16 protein-coding genes are annotated in these 17,984 nt (G+C 71.2%); 13 read left to right on the top strand and 3 right to left on the bottom strand.

Annotated elements, in window-relative coordinates; all coding sequences use genetic code 11:
- The first annotated feature begins 172 nt into the window (after positions 1 to 172).
- Both ACFYNL_RS37540 and ACFYNL_RS37535 read left to right on the top strand, forming a co-directional pair.
- Positions 173 to 1,900: a sensor histidine kinase gene (locus ACFYNL_RS37540; protein WP_388812117.1), complete on the top strand. Its 1,728-nt coding sequence runs from the start codon at positions 173 to 175 to the stop codon at positions 1,898 to 1,900.
- 122 nt (positions 1,901 to 2,022) lie between these two features.
- Complete coding sequence (locus ACFYNL_RS37535) at positions 2,023 to 2,685, top strand: response regulator (RefSeq protein WP_388812114.1); 663 nt, start codon at positions 2,023 to 2,025, stop codon at positions 2,683 to 2,685.
- Positions 2,686 to 2,715: 30 nt separating this feature from the next.
- Here ACFYNL_RS37535 and ACFYNL_RS37530 read toward each other — a convergent pair whose 3' ends face one another.
- Positions 2,716 to 4,245, bottom strand: a complete 1,530-nt coding sequence (locus ACFYNL_RS37530) for an aldehyde dehydrogenase (NADP(+)) (RefSeq protein ID WP_388812111.1) — start codon at positions 4,243 to 4,245, stop codon at positions 2,716 to 2,718.
- Positions 4,246 to 4,377: 132 nt separating this feature from the next.
- Between ACFYNL_RS37530 and ACFYNL_RS37525 the strand changes: the two genes are divergently transcribed.
- The 6 genes from ACFYNL_RS37525 (at position 4,378) to ACFYNL_RS37500 (ending at position 10,131) form a co-directional block, all read left to right on the top strand.
- Positions 4,378 to 5,151, top strand: coding sequence for an IclR family transcriptional regulator (locus ACFYNL_RS37525; RefSeq protein WP_388812108.1), 774 nt, complete (start codon positions 4,378 to 4,380; stop codon positions 5,149 to 5,151).
- Positions 5,152 to 5,185: 34 nt separating this feature from the next.
- Positions 5,186 to 5,656, top strand: a complete 471-nt coding sequence (locus ACFYNL_RS37520; protein WP_388812369.1) for a GNAT family N-acetyltransferase — start codon at positions 5,186 to 5,188, stop codon at positions 5,654 to 5,656.
- 80 nt (positions 5,657 to 5,736) lie between these two features.
- Entirely contained in the window at positions 5,737 to 6,735 is a 999-nt protein-coding gene (locus ACFYNL_RS37515; RefSeq protein WP_388812104.1) for a hypothetical protein, read from the top strand.
- Positions 6,732 to 7,985, top strand: coding sequence for a sensor histidine kinase (locus tag ACFYNL_RS37510; RefSeq protein WP_388812101.1), 1,254 nt, complete (start codon positions 6,732 to 6,734; stop codon positions 7,983 to 7,985). The genes ACFYNL_RS37515 and ACFYNL_RS37510 overlap by 4 nt, the downstream gene beginning before the upstream one ends.
- On the top strand, positions 7,982 to 8,632 hold the full coding sequence (locus tag ACFYNL_RS37505) for a response regulator (RefSeq protein ID WP_388812098.1): 651 nt from the start codon (positions 7,982 to 7,984) through the stop codon (positions 8,630 to 8,632). Before ACFYNL_RS37510 ends, ACFYNL_RS37505 begins: the two co-directional genes overlap by 4 nt.
- 53 nt (positions 8,633 to 8,685) lie before the next feature.
- Positions 8,686 to 10,131, top strand: coding sequence for a penicillin-binding transpeptidase domain-containing protein (locus ACFYNL_RS37500; protein WP_388812095.1), 1,446 nt, complete (start codon positions 8,686 to 8,688; stop codon positions 10,129 to 10,131).
- Between the two features lie 54 nt (positions 10,132 to 10,185).
- On the opposite strand, the gene ACFYNL_RS37495 is transcribed toward ACFYNL_RS37500, so the two are convergent.
- Positions 10,186 to 11,637, bottom strand: a complete 1,452-nt coding sequence (locus ACFYNL_RS37495; RefSeq protein ID WP_388812092.1) for an NCS2 family permease — start codon at positions 11,635 to 11,637, stop codon at positions 10,186 to 10,188.
- 249 nt (positions 11,638 to 11,886) lie between these two features.
- Between ACFYNL_RS37495 and ACFYNL_RS37490 the strand changes: the two genes are divergently transcribed.
- The 4 genes from ACFYNL_RS37490 (at position 11,887) to ACFYNL_RS37475 (ending at position 14,178) form a co-directional block, all read left to right on the top strand.
- Positions 11,887 to 12,456, top strand: a complete 570-nt coding sequence (locus ACFYNL_RS37490; protein ID WP_388812089.1) for a SigE family RNA polymerase sigma factor — start codon at positions 11,887 to 11,889, stop codon at positions 12,454 to 12,456.
- Complete coding sequence (locus ACFYNL_RS37485; protein ID WP_388812086.1) at positions 12,453 to 13,304, top strand: hypothetical protein; 852 nt, start codon at positions 12,453 to 12,455, stop codon at positions 13,302 to 13,304. Before ACFYNL_RS37490 ends, ACFYNL_RS37485 begins: the two co-directional genes overlap by 4 nt.
- 86 nt (positions 13,305 to 13,390) lie before the next feature.
- On the top strand, positions 13,391 to 13,837 hold the full coding sequence (locus tag ACFYNL_RS37480) for a pectate lyase (RefSeq protein WP_388812084.1): 447 nt from the start codon (positions 13,391 to 13,393) through the stop codon (positions 13,835 to 13,837).
- A gap of 194 nt (positions 13,838 to 14,031) precedes the next feature.
- Positions 14,032 to 14,178: a hypothetical protein gene (locus ACFYNL_RS37475; RefSeq protein WP_388812082.1), complete on the top strand. Its 147-nt coding sequence runs from the start codon at positions 14,032 to 14,034 to the stop codon at positions 14,176 to 14,178.
- Positions 14,179 to 14,277: 99 nt separating this feature from the next.
- On the opposite strand, the gene ACFYNL_RS37470 is transcribed toward ACFYNL_RS37475, so the two are convergent.
- Positions 14,278 to 15,432 carry a right-handed parallel beta-helix repeat-containing protein gene (locus tag ACFYNL_RS37470; RefSeq protein WP_388812079.1) on the bottom strand — a complete coding sequence of 385 codons (1,155 nt, stop codon included), beginning with the start codon at positions 15,430 to 15,432 and terminating at the stop codon, positions 14,278 to 14,280.
- A gap of 238 nt (positions 15,433 to 15,670) precedes the next feature.
- Here ACFYNL_RS37470 and ACFYNL_RS37465 point away from each other — a divergent pair, with 238 nt between their 5' ends.
- A complete protein-coding gene (locus tag ACFYNL_RS37465) occupies positions 15,671 to 17,875 on the top strand; it encodes a family 43 glycosylhydrolase (RefSeq protein ID WP_388812075.1) in 2,205 nt (734 codons plus the stop codon).
- Positions 17,876 to 17,984: the final 109 nt, after the last annotated feature.

The following is a 17,984-nucleotide window of genomic DNA, read 5'->3' as shown; positions in this document are numbered from 1 at the left end:
CCTGCGGAACCATCGTCACCGCCGGCCGCGGCCGGGCGCAGTCTCCGTAAGTCGACGGCCGCAACGACCAAAGATGACGGGGAGGGCGGGGAGCGGGCGCCGACTTTCGTCGTGGGGGGCCGCGCCGAAGGGCGGATGCGCCCACCGTGGTGCGGCTGTCTATCGTCTGCGCGTGGACGCAACGCAGACACCCCGCACCGATCGGCCGCTCTGGTCGCGGCTCACCGCCGCCTCCCCCTGGCCCCGCAGGCGGATCGTCGGGGAGGTCGTGCTCACGCTCGTGCTCGCCGGGCTCGCGGCACTCGTCGATGTCGTGGACGACGGAACCGGGGTACGGGCGGGTGCCGTCGCCCTGGGCGTCGCCGTGCTGTCACTGGTCCGCCGCTCGCTGCCGGCCACGGTGCTGCTGATCTCGTCCGCCCTGGGCGGGGCCGTGGCCGGTGCGACACCGCTGCTGATCTACGCGAGTTGGTCGGCGGGCAGCCGCATCATGCGCCCCGGACGCGCGCTGGCCGCGTACGCCGCCGGGTTCGCGCTCAACGTCGCCCTCACCACCCACGACGCGGCCGACCGCGAGTCGCGACTGCCGCTGCTCATGACGGCCGTGCTGGCCGCGGGCTCGTTCCTGGCACTGGTGGTCGTGCCGGGGCTCGCCTCCCGGTACCGCGCCCAGCGTCACGCGCTGCTCGACGCCCTGCGGCGGCACAACGCCCAACTGGTGCGCGAACAGGCGATGGTGGCGGGCCAGGCCCGGCTCCTCGAACGGCAGCGCATCGCCCAGGACATGCACGACAGCCTCGGTCACCAGCTCGCCCTGATCGCCGTGCACACCGGGGCGCTGGAGGTGGACCCGGACCTGAGCGACCGCCAGCGCGAAGGGGTGGGCATCCTGCGGGAGGCCTCCAGGACGGCGATGCGGGAACTGCGCGAGGCGGTGGGCATCCTGCGCGACGGCGTCGCGGCGCCTGCCGGGCAGGGGACGGACCCGTCCGACGCCGAGGCCCCGACGGCCCGGGGGGCGGCCACCGTCGACGGCCTGGTCGAGGCGTCGCGGGCCGCGGGGGCCGCCGTCGAGCTGCATCGCTCGGGCGCGGTACGGCCGCTCGCGCCCGCCGCCGACCACGCGGCGTACCGCATCGCCCAGGAGGGCCTGACGAACGCGCACAAGCACGCGCCGGGCGCCCCGATCAGCGTGGCGCTGCGCTATGAACCGGACAGCCTGGTGGTCGAGGTGGCCAACGGGCCCGTGCCGTCCGGGGCGCCGGCCTCCCCGCCCGCGGTCAGCGGCGGCCAGGGGCTGGCGGGCCTGCGGGAGCGGGCCCGGCTGGTGGGCGGCATGGTGCACACCGCCCCTACCCCGGACGGCGGGTTCCGCCTCGCCGGTGTGCTGCCCTACAGCGGGGGCGAGGCGCGGCCGCACCGGGAGGGGGCGACCTCCGTCGCCCAGGACGAAGACTTTCGGGGGCAGTGGGAGCAGGACGCGGCGGGCGACGGTGGAGCGGTCAAGGACCGGTCCGATCCGCAAAGGGAGTTCGCCGCCATCATGAGCAGCAAGAAGAAGGTCGCCCTCGGCTGCGCCGTCACCGCCGCCGTCCTGATCGTGGGCGTCGTCGCCCTCGGGGCCTGGGGCCTGAAGGCGCTGTGGGACGAGGTGGAGAGCGGCACCATCTCGGCGAGCACGTACAAGTCCGCGAAGATCGGCGACGCCGAGGCGGACGTGAAGGCCAAGCTGCCGGGGGGCAGTTCGCTGCTCACCGACGGCCAGGACAGGCAGGGTCCGCCGCTGCCGGAGGGTGCGGCCTGCCGTCACTACCTGGACGTCGACGACGACATCGTCTACCGGTTCTGCTTCCGGGACGGCAAGCTGGTCGCGAAGGCGACCTACAAGGACGAGCTGTGAACGGGACGTGACGACCGGGCGGGGGGGACGACCGGCGACGACGGTCGCACACATGACCGGATCGGGCATGATGGCGGGGCTCAGCCATCCGTACATCGCACCGACACCGCGCAGGAGGCCGCGTGATCCGGGTCCTCGTCGCCGACGACGAGCCGCTCATCAGGGCCGGCATCAGGATGATCCTCACCTCGGCCGACGACATCGACGTGGTGGCCGAGGCGGCGGACGGCCGGGAGGCGGTGGAGACCGCCCGGAGCACCGCGGTGGACGTGGCCCTGCTGGACATCCGGATGCCGGTGATGGACGGGCTGACCGCACTGGCCGAGATCGCCCGGGCGGCGCCGGACGTGCGCGTGCTGATCCTGACCACGTTCGGTGAACGCGACAACGTCCTGCGCGCCCTCGGCCACGGCGGGGCGGGCTTCCTGCTGAAGGACTCGGCGCCGCAGGAGTTGATCCACGCGGTCCGCGCGGCGGCGGCCGGCAACGCCTACCTCTCCCCGGCCGCCACCCGGCACGTCGTGGACACCCTCGCCTCCCCCACCGCCACCGCGCGCGGCGAGGAGGCCCGCCGCCGCCTCGCGGGGCTGACCGAACGGGAGCGGGACGTCCTGGCCCTCCTGGGCGAGGGCCTGTCCAACGCGGACGCGGGCGCTCGGCTGCACATGAGCGAGGCCACGGTGAAGACCTACGTCAGCCGCATCCTGACCAAGCTCCACTGCGAGAACCGGGTCCAGGCGGCGCTCCTGGCCCGGGACGCGGGCCTGGAGTCGAACGCGGGCTGACCGGTCTCGGCGGTCCTTGCCGAAGGACCCTCAGCGCTCCAGCCGGCCGTTGAACCGGCGCGGCAGCCCCAGCGGGTTGTCGTCCCGCAGCTCCGCGGGCAGCAGCGCCTGGGGCGCCCCCTGGTACACCACCGGCCGCAGCCACCGCTCGACGGCGGTACCGCCCACCGACGTGGACGTCGAGGTCGTCGCCGGGTACGGACCGCCGTGGTGCTGGGCCGGCGCCACGGCGACACCGGTCGGCCAACCGTTGACCAGCACGCGCCCGGCCAGCGGGGTCAGCTCCTGCAGGATCTCCGCGCCACGCCCCTCACCGGCGGCCTCCTCGGCCGACAGGTGCACCGTCGCCGTCAGGTTGCCCGGCAGCCGCGAGAGCACGCCCGTCGCCTCGGCCTCGTCCTCGTAGCGGACCACCACGGTGACCGGCCCGAAGCACTCCTCCAGGAGCAGGTCGTAGGCGCCCTCCTCGGCCAGCTTGCTCGCGGCGACCGTGAGGAACCCGGCACTGACGGTGTGCTCGCCGCCCGCGCCCGGCGTCACCGGCGACTCCACCTCGGGCAGTTGTGCGCGCTCGGCGACGCCGGCGATGAAGTTGTCGCGCATCCGGTGGTCGAGCAGGACCCCGGCCTCGGTGTCGCTGACGGCGTCCGTGAGCGACTTGACCAGGCCGTCGCCCGCCGCGCCGGACGGCACCAGCACGAGCCCCGGCTTCACGCAGAACTGCCCCACGCCCAGCGTCATGGACCCGGCGAGACCGGCACCGATCGCCTCGGCCCGCTCGGCCGCCGCCGCCTCGGTGACGACGACCGGGTTCAGCGAACCCAGCTCGCCGTGGAACGGGATCGGCACCGGGCGCGCCGCCGCCGCGTCGAACAGCGCACGCCCGCCCTTCACGGAACCGGTGAATCCGGCGGCGGCGACCAGCGGGTGCTCGATCAGCTCGATACCGGCCTCGAAGCCATGGACGAGACCCACGACGCCGGCCGGGACGCCGTGCTCGGCGGCGGCCGTACGCAGCACGTGCGCGACCAGCTCGGACAGGCCCGGGTGGTCGGGGTGCGCCTTGACGACGACCGGGCATCCCGCGGCCAGCGCGCTCGCGGTGTCGCCGCCGGCGACGGAGAAGGCGAAGGGGAAGTTGGACGCCGAGTACACGGCGACGACGCCGAGGGGCACCTTGTAGCGGCGCAGGTCCGGGATCGGCGGGGTGGCGGTGTCGTCGGGGTGGTTGATGACGACGTCCAGGAAGGCGCCCTCGTCGACGATGTCCGCGAAGGCCCTCAGCTGGTAGCAGGTGCGGGCGAGTTCACCGGTGAGGCGGACCGGTCCGAGCGCGGTCTCGGCGTCGGCGGCCTCGACGAGCTGGTCCTTCGCGGCCTGGAGCTTGTCGGCGGCGGTGCGCAGGAAGGCCGAGCGGACCGTGCGGTCGGCCAGGGCGCCGCGCGCCTCGTGGGCGGCGCGGACGGCGGTGTCCACCTCCTGGGCTGTGGCCTCCACCGCAACCTGTTCACGCTGCTTCCCGGTTCGGGGGTCGACACTCCAGACTGGTGCTGCTGCCACCGCGGGTCCCTCCACACATGTAATGCCGCAGTACTGGGTCATCCACCAGGGGCGTTCGATATACTGAACGCCGTCCCCGATGATGAATACGCTGGGGAGACTATTTCCCGTCGAACGAAGGGGTCAAGGGCGATGTCGGCTGGCGAGACGGGCGGCGGGTCGCAGGTCAAGTCCGCGGTGCGGACGGTTGAACTGCTCGAATACTTCGCCGGACGCCCCGGTATGCACTCCCTGGCGTCGGTCCAGGAGGCCGTCGGCTACCCCAAGTCCAGCCTCTACATGCTGCTGCGCACGCTCGTCGAGCTGGGCTGGGTGGAGACGGACGCCACGGGCACGCGCTACGGCATCGGCGTACGGGCCTTGCTGGTCGGCACCTCGTACATCGACGGCGACGAGGTGGTCGCCGCGGCCCGCCCGACGCTGGACCGCCTCTCGGACGACACGACCGAGACCATCCACCTGGCGCGGCTGGACGGCACGAACGTCGTCTACCTGGCCACCCGCCAGTCCCAGCACTATCTGCGCCCCTTCACCCGGGTGGGGCGCCGGCTGCCCGCGCACTCGACCTCCCTCGGCAAGGCCCTGCTGAGCACCTACACGGACGAGCAGGTGCGCAAGATGCTCCCGGAGACGCTGCCGGCGCTCACCGAGAACACGATCACCGACCGCGAGAAGCTCATCGAGGAGCTCCACCAGGTCCGCGACCAGGGCTTCGCCGTCGACCGTGAGGAGAACACCCTCGGTCTGCGCTGCTTCGGCGTCGCGATCCCCTACCGCACCCCGGCCCGTGACGCGATCAGCTGCTCGGTGCCGGTGGCACGGCTGACGCCCGCGCACGAGCAGATGGTCAAGGACGCGCTGTTCGACGCGCGGGACAGGCTCACGCTGGCCACCCGCAGGCTCTGAGCCTTCCGTAGGCTCTGGCCCCATGGATGTCCCCATGGATGTGGTACTGCGCGAGGTGCACGACAGCGATCTGCCGGTGTTCTACCGGCAGATGAACGACCCGGAGGCCCTGCGCATGGCGGCCTTCACACCCAAGGACCCGGCCGACCGGGACGCCTTCGACGCCCACTGGCGGCGGATCCGGTCCTCGTCGGACGTCCTGCGCACGATCCTGGCCGACGGGGACGTGGTGGGCAGCGCGGCCGTGTACGGGGAGCCCGGTGAGCGTGAGGTGACGTACTGGGTGGACCGCGCGTACTGGGGCCGGGGTGTCGCCACGGCCGCGCTGCGGGAGTTGCTCGCCGAGGTTCCCGAACGCCCGCTGTACGCACGGGCCGCGGCGGACAACGAGGGCTCGCTGCGGGTGCTGCGCAAGTGCGGGTTCCGGGTGACCGCGCGGGCCCGGGGCTTCGCCCACGCGCGGGGGGAGGAGATCGACGAGGTCGTGCTGCACCTGGAGGGGTGAGGGCCTCTCCCCCGTCCGGCGGACACGGATCGTCGGCGCGCAGGAGGTGCCGGGCACCGCCCGCACGGGAGCGTGGACGCATGACGCAGACACTCGCCCCCTCGCAGGTGACGACCCCGACCGGCCTCAGCCGCTCCCGTCGGATCCTGCGCGCCGTCACCGTGCTCGCGTGCGTGCCGTACCTGTCGCTCAAGTTCGCCTGGATCGCGGGGAGTCGGCTCGGGATCCCGGACGGCAGCTCGCTGCTGGAGCACCGGGCGACCATGGCCGTCGCCAACGGCGTCACCGTGCTCATGGACGGGGCCGTGATCGTGCTGGCGCTGGTCCTGACCCGGCCCTGGGGGCTGCGGGTGCCCGCGTGGCTGCTGGGCGTCCCGGCCTGGGTGGCGACCGGCCTGCTCGCACCGATCATGGCCGGGTTCCCGGCGCAGCTGCTGGTCGACGCGCTCGGCGGCACCACGGCCACCACCGCCGACAGCGGGGAGCCGTTCCTCGACGCCTGGGTGTTCGGGGTCGTCTACGTCGGGTTCATCGTGCAGGGCCTCGCCCTCGGCACCCTGTTCGTGCTGTACGCCCGCGACCGCTGGGGCGGACTGTGGGCGGGCCGGGTCTGGGAGCTGCCGGTCGGCCTCATCGGGGCGGCCCAGCGAGCCGTCGCCGTCACGGCCGCCGCACTCGCCCCGCTCCCCTTGTCGGTCCACGTCCTGTGGGCGTGCGGCGCGACCGTCGGGCTGGACGACTCCCAGGTCGACGCCCGGACGAGCGGCTTCCACATCATGGAGGTGCTGTCGGCCGTCTTCCTCGCCATGGCCGTCACGGGTGGGCTGCTGCTCGCCTTCCGGCGCGGCCGGCCGCTGCCCGTCCGGCTGCCGCTCGCCCTCCTCTGGGTCGGCTCCGCGGCCACCGCCTGCTGGGCGGGCTGGTTGTCGCTGGCGTCGCTGACCGAAGTGGCCGACGACCCTTCGCCGCTGATGGGCCTCGCCTACGCTGGCCAGATGATCGTCGGCCTGCTCGTCGCCAGCCTCGGCGTCCACTTCCTCGCGGAACGCTCCGCGAGCCGTGACCGCACCCCGGCATGAGCCGGTTCATCCGCTTCCTGTTCGGCAGGCGGGCGCGGCGCAGGTGGCTGCATCTGATCATCGGCGGCGCGCTCGCCATGCCGTACGTCTTCGTGGGCCAGATCATCGTCGGTCCCGCCATGGACGCCCGGTACGTGTTCCACGACTTCTCCCTCCAGGTGCTCTCCTTCGCCGTCGGCCTGCCCCTCGCCTCGCTCACCTCCGTGCTGTTCCCGCTGACCCGGCCGCTGGAGGCCGGCGCCGTGCAGTGGCTGTGCGGGGTCGAAGGGGAGCTGCTCGCCGTCGGGCCGGCCCGGACGCGGGAGGCGAAGGGACGTACGGCGGCCTGGTTCACGCTGCACCTCGGGTTCGGCGGGATCATCGCCGGGATGTCGCTGGCGGTGCCGCCGTTCGCCGCCTTCCTCGTCGCGCTGCCGTTGATCGAGTGGCTGGGTGGCGGCCGCCTGGAGCTGCCCGAAGCCCTCGACCAGGCCTGGGTGACGGCGCTCGCGCCGGTGGCGGGGGTGGCGATGCTGATCGCGCTGGCGGGCTGCGCGGCGGTCTCGGGCGCGCTGCTGGCCCGGTGGGCGCCCGTCCTGCTCGGCCCCACCCACGAGGACCGGCTCGCGGCGGCCGAGGCGCGGGCCGCGGACCTCGCCGTACGCAACCGGCTCGCGCGTGAACTGCACGACTCCGTCGGGCATGCCCTCAGTGCCGTCACTCTCCAGGCGAGCGCCGCCCGCCGGGTCCTCGACAGCGACCCGGAGTTCGTCCGCGAGGCCCTCGCCGCCATCGAGGACACCACCCGGCGCACGGTCGGCGAACTCGACGCCGTACTGGGCGTGTTGCGCGACGGCGACGCTCCGGGCACGGCCCCCGCGCCGACCCTCGCCGCCGACCTCGAAGGACTTCTGCGCCGCACGCGCGCGAGCGGGCTGCGGGTGACCGCCACGGTGCCCGCCGACCCCGGGGCCCTGCCGCCCGTCCTGTCCCGCGAGGCCTACCGCATCGTGCAGGAGGGGTTGAGCAACGCTCTCAAGCACGCCGGTGAACGGGTGGCCGTGACCCTGCGGATCGCGGTGGTCGACGAGTATCTGGAGATCACCGTCGAGAACCCGGTGGAGCGCGCATCCCGCGGCCGGCCCGGCGGCGGCCACGGTCTCGGGGGCATCGCCGACCGGGCCCGGCTGCTGGGCGGGACGGCACGGGCCGGCGCCGACCAGGGGGTGTGGCGACTGCACGTACGACTGCCCATGAAGGGACCCGCATGACGATCCGGATCGTCCTCGCCGACGACGAACGCATGGTCCGCAGCGCCCTGCGCGCCATCCTTTCCGCCGAGCCGGACCTGGAGGTGGTCGGTGAGGCGGCGACCGGGGCCGAGGCCGTGTCCGTGGTGCGCGAGCGGCGGCCCGACGTGGTCCTCATGGACGTACGGATGCCGGAGATCGACGGCATCCGCGCCACCGAGCAGATCCTGGCCACGCTCGACGACCCGCCCCGCATCGTCGTCGTGACCACCTTCGAGAACGACTCCTACGTGTACGACGCCCTGCGCGCCGGAGCCGCCGGGTTCCTGCTGAAGCGGGCGGACGCCGACGCGCTCGTCCAGGCCGTGCGGCTGCTCGCGCACAGCGACACCCTGCTCTTCCCGTCGGCCGTGCGTGCCCTCGCGGCGGAGCACGCGCGCGCGACCCCCGCGCCCGCGCCCTGGGTGGCGAGGCTCACGGCCCGGGAGAGCGACGTGCTGCGGCTGATGGCGCAGGGCCTGACCAACGCGGAGATCGCCCGGCGCATGGAGGTCGGCCCCGCCACCGTGAAGTCGCACGTGGCGGCCGTCCTGGCGAAGACCGGCACCCGGGACCGCACCCAGGCCGTGATCGCCGCGTACGAGGCGGGCTTCATGAACAGTCGATGAGAAAACGGGGCGCAAGGAACGATTGCCCCCACCCCGGTCGTCCCTGTAGTGGGATGAACAAGACGATCAGGCGGGCCTCCGTCTTCGCGCTGCTCCTCGTTCTCGCCCTGCTGGTCAGGGCGACCTGGGTGCAGTTCTACGACGGTCAGGCGCTCGCGGACGACAAGGACAACCGGCGGAACACGATCGAGCTGTACAGCGAGCCGCTCGGCAACATCGTCGTGGGCGGGAAGGCCGTCACCGGCTCCGCCCGGATGAAGAGCGGCGACCTCGCCTACAAGCGGACGTACACGGACGGCCCGCTGTACGCGGCGGTCACGGGCTACAGCTCGCAGGCGTTCGGGGCGACACAGCTGGAGGGGATCTACCGGGACCTGCTCGACGGCACCGACAACCGGCTCAAGAGCGTGCTGGACACGGTCACGAACAAGCGCTCCGACCCGGGCAACGTGATCACGACGATCGATCCGGACGTGCAGAAGGCCGCGTACGAGGCGCTCGGGGACAACAAGGGCGCCGCCGTCGCGATCGACCCGGCCACGGGCAGGATCCTGGGGGTCGTCTCCACTCCGTCGTACGACCCGTCGAAGATCACCACGGGTGACTCGGACGCCTGGAAACGGCTGACCGAGGACTCCGACAAGCCGATGACGAACCGCGCGCTGCGCCAGCCGCTGCCGCCGGGTTCGACGTTCAAGCTGGTCGTCGCGGCGGCGGCGCTGGAGGACGGGCTGTACTCGTCGGTGGACGAGAAGACGGACAGCCCGGATCCGTACCCGCTGCCGCAGTCGAGCGGCAAGCTGACCAACGAGAACCCGTCGGCCCCGTGCGAGAACGCCTCGATCCGGGTGGCCCTGCAGTACTCGTGCAACAACGTCTTCGGCAGCCTGGCCGTCGACCTGGGCCAGGACAAGGTCAGGGCGATGGCGGAGAAGTTCGGGTTCGACGACGAGGCGCAGGACGTGCCGGTGAGGGCGTACGAGTCGGTGTACCCGACGGGCATGGACAAGGCGCAGACCGCGCTGTCCGGCATCGGCCAGTTCGACGTGACCGCGACGCCGCTGCAGATGGCCATGGTGTCGGCGGCCATCGCCAACGACGGCAAGCTGGTCTCGCCGCACATGGTGTCCCGGATCACCGACGGCGGCGGGGACACCCTGGAGAACTACGACGACAGCGCCGGGACGACGGAGGTCGTCAGCTCCGGCACGGCCGAGCAGCTGCAGTCGGCGATGCGGACGGTCGTCGAGAAGGGCACGGGCACCAACGCGCGGATCCCGGGCGCGACGGTGGGCGGCAAGACGGGCACCGCCCAGCATGGCGAGAACAACAGCAAGACGCCGTACGCCTGGTTCACGTCCTACGGCAAGGCCGGCGGCAAGGAGGTCGCGGTGGCGGTGGTCGTCGAGCAGTCGGACGCGGCGCGCTCGGAGGTCAGCGGCAACGGACTGGCCGCCCCCGTGGCCCGGAAGGTGATGGAGGCGGCACTCAAGGACTAGAGCTGCGCGAGGGCCGGCCCCTCCGAAGGGTCGGCCCTCGCGCGAGGGCGGGTGCTACTTCACGCCCAAGAGCTGCTCGATCGGGTCGATCGCGAAGTACACCAGGAACAGCGCCGAGGTCCCCCACAGCAGCCAGTGCACCTCCTTCGCCTTCCCGAGCACCACCTTGATCACGACGTAGGAGAGGAACCCCGCCCCGATGCCGTTGGTGATCGAGTAGGTGAACGGCATGACGGCGATGGTCAGGAACGCCGGGATGGCGATCTCGTACTTGTCCCAGTCGATGTACTTGACCTGGGTCATCATCAGGAAGCCGACGGCGACCAGGGCGGGCGCGGCCGCCTGGAGCGGGACGATGGTGAGCAGCGGGGTCAGGAAGAGGGCCAGGGCGAAGAGGCCGCCGGTGACGAGGTTGGCGAAGCCCGTGCGCGCGCCCTCGCCGACGCCGGCCGCCGACTCGATGTAGGAGGTGGCGGAGGACGCCGAGGCCGCGCCTCCGGCGGCGGCCGCGGCGCCGTCGATCAGCAGGACCCGGCCGAGGCCCGGCACCTTGCCCTGCTCGTCCAGCAGCCCCGCCTCGGCGCTGACGCCGACGACCGTGCCCATGGTGTCGAAGAAGTCGGACAGGACGAGGGTGAAGACGAGCAGGACGACGGTGATGACCGTGGTCGCGCCGAACGCGCCGAACAGGCTGAAGTCGCCGATGAGTCCGAAGTCGGGGGTGTCCACCACCTTGTCGGGCCACGCCGGCGTGGTCAGGCCCCAGGCCTTGATGTCGGCGACCGAGTTGATGATCATCGCGACGAGCGTCATGGTGACGATGCTGATCAGGATCGCCCCCTTGACCTTGCGGGCGAGCAGGGCGATCGTCAGCAGGACACCGAGGCAGAACACCAGCATCGGCCATCCGGTGAGCGCGCCGGTGCCGCCCAGCTGAACCGGCACGGTGGTGTTCGCGGCGTCCGGGATGCGGCTGACGAACCCGGCGTCGACGAAGCCGATGAACGCGATGAACAGGCCGATGCCGACGCTGATCGCCTGCTTGAGCGGTTGCGGTATGGCGTGCATGACGGCCTCGCGCAGACCGGTGACCACGAGCACGCAGATCAGCAGTCCTTCGAGGACGACCAGTCCCATCGCGTCGTCCCAGGACATCAACGGCGCGATCTGGAAGGCGACCACGGCGTTCAGGCCCAGGCCGGCCGCGAGCGCGAGCGGCAGGTTGCCGCCGACCCCCATGATGATCGTCATGACCGCGGCCACCAGGGCGGTGGCGGTGGTGAGTTGGACCGCGTCCAGCTGCTGGCCGAACTTGTCCTTCGCGCTGCCGAGGATGATGGGATTCAGGACAAGTATGTAGGCCATAGTGAAGAACGTGGCGAAGCCGCCGCGTATCTCACGGCCGAAGGTGGATCCCCGCGCGGAGATCTTGAAGAACCGGTCGACGCTGTTCACGCCTGCTGGCGTGGCACTTTGCCGGTCGGTCACCTTCTGGGATTCGGACATGAGGGTCGCTCCTCGGTGCGTACGTGATCGGTGTGCGGATGCTGGCTGGATTGTTCCCGCGTTGAACCCGTTTCAGGTTTTCTCCGTGTTACGGAATCAGCGCCGTTCAACGTACGGCCTGCCACACGGCGTTCGAAGCCTCGTACGAACCTCGTACTCGATCGCTGCTACGCTTCCGCATCTCGCCCGGATGATCTCCGGACAAGCACATGTCATCCACATGGCACGCACAGGCAGGAGAGGTCGCCCGTGGGCACAGTCGTCGACGACGCCGCCTCCGTGGAGTTCCACACTTTCTTCGAGCGCCACTACGCCGAACTGTCGCGACTGGCCCATCTGCTCACGGGCGAGGCGGACGCCGCCGACGATCTGGCCGCGGACGCGTTGCTGGCGCTGTGGCACCGCTGGGACCGGGTCCGGGCGGCCGACCATCCGGTGGCGTACGCGCGCGGGGTCGTGGCCAACCTGGCCCGCACCAGGATCCGCAGCGCCGTCCGGGAGCGGCGGCGTATCGCCCTGTTCTGGTCGCAGCGCGAGGAGAAGGTCGAGAACCCGGACGTCGCGGGCGTCGTCGACGTCCAGGAGGCATTGCGTAGACTCCCGTTCCGCAAACGCGCCTGCGTGGTGCTGCGGCACGCCTTCGATCTCTCCGAGAAGGACACCGCGCTCGCCCTGGGCGTCTCGGTCGGTACGGTGAAGAGCCAGACCTCGAAGGGGATGGCCGAGCTGCAGCGGCTGCTCGGGGCGCAGGGCGCTCCGCTCAAGGTGCACGCGGCGGCGATGGCCCGCAACGGGAACGCCGGAGGAAGGAACCGATGATGCAGCGGGACGTGCACGACGAACTGCGCGCCCGGCTGCACGAGGCGGCCGAGGCGCACGAGCCCAACCGCGAGCGGATCCTGGCCCGCGTCGAGCGCGGCATGACCGAGCAGACCCGCCCCGACCACCGGGCGATCCGTCCGCCGGTCTACGGCTGGTTCCGGGTGGCGACCGCCACGGCCGCGGTGGCCGGTGTCCTCGCGGTCGGCGGCTATGCGGTGGCGTCCGCCGTCAAGGACGACACCCCGCAGCAGTCGGTGGCCACGTCGCCGACGCCCACCCCGTCGCCGGAGGCGACGAGCCGCGCCCCTGTCCCGCCCGCCCCGCCGGCCGACCCGACGCCCGAGGACACACCGCGGTCCCGCGAGACGACCGAGGCTCCGGCGCGGACCACCCCGGCGCGGCCGCCCGCCGCCAAGGGCGAGGAGGACGGCCCCCTGCGGTCGGACGGCTCGGTGGACCCGCACAGCAACGACTTCTGGGCGCAGAGCAATCTGACCCTCAGGACCAGCGAACAACTCACCGCGCTCACCGTGCGGTTGAAGGTCGCCCAGACCGGCGGTGTCACCTCGACCGGCGCCTGGCGCTCGCTGCCGGAGGACGACTTCACGCTGACGGTCGAGGAGAAGGACGGCTTCCTCGTCTACACCTGGGTGCTCAAGGAAGGCCGTACGGTCCGTGCGGGCGAGTGGGTGTTCGCGGGGCAGTACGACCATGACCGCGGCGGACGGGACGCCAAGGACGACAGCTATGCGATGACGGCCACGGCGGGCGGCGAGCAGTTGTCCGTGGCGGGCGACTTCGCGTCGCGGGGCGGTGACGACTCGGCGTCCGGCGGGGACTCGTAGAGAATTTCTTTCCGGACCGGCAACCTTTTCCCCACGCGTGGCGACCAGGAGACGCAAGGGTCCCCCGCCACGCAAGGAAACGGGTCATGGCAGCTCAGTCCGAACAGCGCGTCCGTCACCGTCGCAAGGTCACCGAGCGGCGTGCCGTGATCGCCGGGGCCCTTGCGCTCGGCGTCACCGGTGCGGCGATCGTCACCACCACGTCGTTGCTGTCCTCGGCCGGCGCGGCCGCTTCCTGGCCGACGGCGAACGGCAGCAAGGCCGTGACGTCGACGATCGAGGTGTCGGGCACGTACGACGGCAGGCTGACGAAGTTCCACGGCTCCGGCGCCCTCGGCGGCAGTGGCCAGGAGGAGGACCAGGACCCGATCTTCCGGCTGGCGGACGGCGCGGTCCTGAAGAACGTGATCATCGGCAGGGCGGCCGTGTCACCGTCGGACCTGCGTCCGCTTCCAGGGCAACAGCAGCGGCAAGGAGCCGAAGGAACTCGGCACCGGACCGGATGGAACCTCCTGCAGGTTCTCGTCATCTGACATCACGTACCAGTGAGTGAACGTTCAAGCACCAGCCCGGAGCCTCTTCCGGGCCGTCCCCCGGAGCACGACCTGTGAGCACGCACGGAAGAAGCCCGACCCGCAAACGGGTGGGTCGTCCGGCCGTCCCCTCGGCTCCCGTTCAGCCCTCCACGCACTCGCTCCCCACGGGTTCGTACCGCGGAAACAACCACATGTTCACGTTCGGCGTCCCTAGGAGTGCATGGAAGAGGGACACGGCCCGGTACCACGTACGGAAGATCGACATCGTCAGTGGTTCGAGCGGCTCGGCGCACCTCAGCCCGGGCACCTCGTTCGACTGCCTGGACCTGCTGACCTGAGCCCCCCTCGGTCAGCAGCGCCGGCTGGAGCCCCCCTCGGGCCGGCAAGGAGAACGCCCCGCCTGTGACGACAGGCGGGGCGTTCGTCTTGATCGAGACCTAGTTCATCGTGGAGCCGATGGTGGCGGAGCCCGTCGTCAGAAACGTCGTCGCGGGCAGTGATCCGTCCGCCTCGCGGGCACCGTACGCCGTCGTCGCGTCCGTGGACCTGAAGGAAGGGGCGGTCACCCCGCTGTCCCAGCCGTTCGCCGCGGACACGGTCGACGGCCCCAGCTCGGCCGGACCCCTCTTGTTGCTCACGGCGAGGCTGCGCGCCAACCGCGCCTTGCCGGTGGCGAAGTAGAAGCCCGACTCGGCGTTGGCGTAGGCGGTGTTGCGGTTCAGCACGATCGCCCCGGTGTTGGAGTTCTCCGTGAACCCGTGCAGGGTGTTGTCCCAGGCCGCGTTGTCGGTGACGACATGCGCGACCGAGGCGCCGCCACCGCCGAGCTTGAACCCGTTGCCGTTGCCCTCGAAGGCGGAGTCGTTCCAGCGGTTCTTGCCGTTGCCGAAGGCCCAGGTGTGCTCGATGGTGACCGGCGAGGAGAACTGCCAGAGGTCGATGCCGTCGTCCGCGTTGTTGTACAGACGCGCCCCGGTGATCTTGTTGCCCGTCCCGGAGCCGAACTTGACGGCGATCCCGTCGGCGTTCTGACCGTGCCCGGCCGGATCGTAGTTGCCGTGACTGTCCAGGTTCTGCACGAGGTTGCCGGACGTGCCGTCACCGCGCAGCGTGAACCCGGAGTCGCCGTTGTTCGCGGTGACCAGGTTCTTGAAGACGCCGCCCACCGACGACGTGGCGACGAAGCCCTGCGCCGGGGAGTTGACGAAGGTCAGGTTCTGCACCGTCCAGTGGTCGCCGTGGATCCCGGCCAGCCAGGAGCCGTCGGGGAGCTTCGACCCGTCGATCCTCACCTTCTCGCGGCCGTACGCCTTCCACGTGATGCGCGCCGAACTCGTGCCGTTCGCCGTGGACTTGAGGGTGGAGGTCGGCCGGTACGTGCCGCCGCGCACCTGGATGGTCGTACCGGCGGCGGCGTTCTTGACGGCCGACTCCAGCTGAGCGGTGCTGGACACGGTGACCGTCGTCGAGGCGGCCTCGGCGCCGCCGTCGGACAGACCGAGGCAGACGCCGCCCGCTCCGGAGGCGACGGCGACCGCCGCGGCGACGGAGAGGGTACGGGTCCTGCGGTGACGGCCGGTGCTCGGACGCACGGGACGTTCCTTTCCTGGGGAATGGAGGACGAAGCGGGCCGGAGGGGCCACCACCCCGGCCCGCTTCTGCCATCCGGTCGCCGTGCGGGCCGGGAAGGTTGCCGCACCGCTTTGAAAACGAGCGAAACTTTCGCCGCCCCCCATCCCGCACTCACCGATTGACGTGCCGTTTCCCGCTGGCGAGACTCCCAAGGCGCACACCACTCAACAGGAACCCCCACACTCACACAGGACTGATATGCGCCCACGCATACTTCTCGTCGCCTGTCTCTCGCTGCTTGTCGCCCTCCTCACCGCCCCACCCGGTTCCGCCCACTCAGGAGCACCCCCCGTGAGCAAGCCCGAGTACGCCGGTTACCTCTTCGCCTACTTCACCGGCGAGGGCACCGCCGACGGCGAGCAGATCCGCTACGCCCTCAGTCGCGGCAACGACCCGCTGCACTGGCGTGAGCTGAACGCCGGGAAACCGGTCCTCACCTCGACGACCGGTGAGAAGGGGCTGCGCGACCCGTTCGTGATCCGCTCCCCCGAGGGCGACAAGTTCTACATGATCGCCACGGACCTGCGGATGTACCGGAACAGCAGCGGCAGCTGGGACCACGTCCAGCGGCACGGCAGCAAGTCCATCATGGTCTGGGAATCCACGGACCTGGTCCACTGGACGGACCAGCGCCTGGTGAAGGTCTCCCCAGACAACGCGGGCAACACCTGGGCGCCGGAGGCCTACTGGGACGCCGGCCTCGGTGAGTACGTCGTCTTCTGGGCGTCGAAGCTGTACGCCCCCGACGACCCCGACCACACGGGATCGACGTACAACAAGATGCTGTACGCGACCACGAAGGACTTCCGCACCTTCAGCGAGCCGAAGGTCTGGAACGACCCGGGGTACTCGGTCATCGACTCGACGGTGGTCGAGCACAGGGGCACGTACTACCGCTACACCAAGGACGAGCGGGACCCGGCCTCCAGCTCGCCCTGCGCGAAGTTCATCACCGGGGAGAAGTCGGCGGACCTGACCTCCACCCGGTACGACCTCGTCGCGGACTGCATCGGCAGCGGCGCGATGGAGCGCGGTGAGGGGCCCACCGTCTTCAAGTCGAACACCGAGAACAAGTGGTACCTGTTCATCGACGAGTACGGCGGCCGCGGCTATGTCCCCTTCGAGACCACCGACCTCGACTCGGGCAAGTGGACCCCGTCGCGCGACTACCAGCTGCCGGCCAGTCCCCGGCACGGCACGGTGATCCCGGTGACGCGGGCGGAGTACGACCGGCTGCTGGCCGCGTACCCCGCGAGCCCCGCCTCGGTCGTGGACGCGACGGCGAAGGACCAGAAGGGCTGGGCGATCGTCACGGAGAGCACCTCCAAGGTCGTCCTGCCGATGCGGCCCGACGCCGATCTGGCGCGCCTGGCCCCGCGGCTGTGGGTGGCGGAGGGGGCGAGGCTCAGCCCCCGCTCCGGTACCCGGCGTGACTTCCGCACGCCGCAGACGTACACCGTCACGGCCGCGGACGGCACGAAGCGCACCTGGACGGTGGAGGCCGTGCGCACCAAGTCCCCCGTCCTGCCCGGCCTCAACGCCGACCCGGACGTGCACCATCTGAACGGCGAGTACTGGATCTACCCGACGACGGACGGCTTCCAGGGCTGGAGCGGCACGAAGTTCAAGGCGTACTCGTCGAAGGACCTGGTCCACTGGAAGGACCACGGCGTCATCCTGGACCTCGGCCCCGACGTGTCGTGGGCGGACAAGTACGCCTGGGCGCCCGCCATCGCCGAGCGCGGCGGCAGGTACTACTTCTACTTCTGCGCCGAGCAGCAGATCGGCGTGGCCGTGGCCGACTCACCCGCGGGCCCCTTCAAGGACGCGCTGGGCAAACCCCTGGTGGCCAAGGGTGGTTCGCTGAAGGGCCAGATGATCGACCCGGCCGTCTTCACGGACGACGACGGCCAGGCGTACCTGTACTGGGGCAACGGACACGGGTACGTGGTCCCGCTCAACGACGACATGGTGTCGTTCGACGCGTCGAAGGTGCGGGACATCACCCCGGGCGACTTCCGCGAGGGTTCGTTCGTGATCAAGCGCAAGGGCACGTACTACTTCATGTGGTCGGAGGACGACACCCGCAGCGAGAACTACCACGTGGCCTACGCGACGGGTCCGTCCCCGCTCGGCCCGTGGACCAAGCGGGGCACGATCCTGTCCAAGCGCCCCGAGTACGGCATCCTCGCCACCGGCCACCACTCGGTGGTGAACGCCCCCGGCACCGACGACTGGTACGCCGTCTACCACCGCTTCGCCCTCAACGGCCCCGGCCGCCCCGGCGGCGACGGCACGCACCGCGAGACGACCATCGACCGCATGGAATTCGCCCCCGACGGCACGATCGAGCCGGTGGTACCGACACTGGAGGGAATCACGCCGATACGAACCGGCCGATGACACCCGGCTGACGGCGCACCGGGGGTCGGCAGCCGGCCCGTCGCGGTACGGCCGAACTCGCGTGCAGGTCCGAGTCGAGGGATACGGCTGAAGCCGGTTCAACGGGCAA

Source organism: Streptomyces sp. NPDC007808, assembly GCF_042868655.1.
Lineage (GTDB): Bacteria > Actinomycetota > Actinomycetes > Streptomycetales > Streptomycetaceae > Streptomyces.
Note: the sequence above shows the minus strand (reverse complement) of the source record. Positions and strands in the feature narration are given on the sequence as shown.

Excerpts from the sequence above, each read along its gene's own strand:
- ACFYNL_RS37525 (WP_388812108.1), top strand. The coding sequence starts at position 4,378 with ATGTCGGCTGGCGAGACGGGCGGCGGGTCGCAGGTCAAGTCCGCGGTG.
- ACFYNL_RS37520 (WP_388812369.1), top strand. The coding sequence starts at position 5,186 with ATGGATGTGGTACTGCGCGAGGTGCACGACAGCGATCTGCCGGTGTTC.
- ACFYNL_RS37515 (WP_388812104.1), top strand. The coding sequence starts at position 5,737 with ATGACGCAGACACTCGCCCCCTCGCAGGTGACGACCCCGACCGGCCTC.
- ACFYNL_RS37510 (WP_388812101.1), top strand. The coding sequence starts at position 6,732 with ATGAGCCGGTTCATCCGCTTCCTGTTCGGCAGGCGGGCGCGGCGCAGG.
- ACFYNL_RS37505 (WP_388812098.1), top strand. The coding sequence starts at position 7,982 with ATGACGATCCGGATCGTCCTCGCCGACGACGAACGCATGGTCCGCAGC.
- ACFYNL_RS37500 (WP_388812095.1), top strand. The coding sequence starts at position 8,686 with ATGAACAAGACGATCAGGCGGGCCTCCGTCTTCGCGCTGCTCCTCGTT.
- ACFYNL_RS37495 (WP_388812092.1), bottom strand. The coding sequence starts at position 11,637 with ATGTCCGAATCCCAGAAGGTGACCGACCGGCAAAGTGCCACGCCAGCA.
- ACFYNL_RS37485 (WP_388812086.1), top strand. The coding sequence starts at position 12,453 with ATGATGCAGCGGGACGTGCACGACGAACTGCGCGCCCGGCTGCACGAG.
- ACFYNL_RS37480 (WP_388812084.1), top strand. The coding sequence starts at position 13,391 with ATGGCAGCTCAGTCCGAACAGCGCGTCCGTCACCGTCGCAAGGTCACC.
- ACFYNL_RS37475 (WP_388812082.1), top strand. The coding sequence starts at position 14,032 with ATGTTCACGTTCGGCGTCCCTAGGAGTGCATGGAAGAGGGACACGGCC.
- ACFYNL_RS37465 (WP_388812075.1), top strand. The coding sequence starts at position 15,671 with ATGCGCCCACGCATACTTCTCGTCGCCTGTCTCTCGCTGCTTGTCGCC.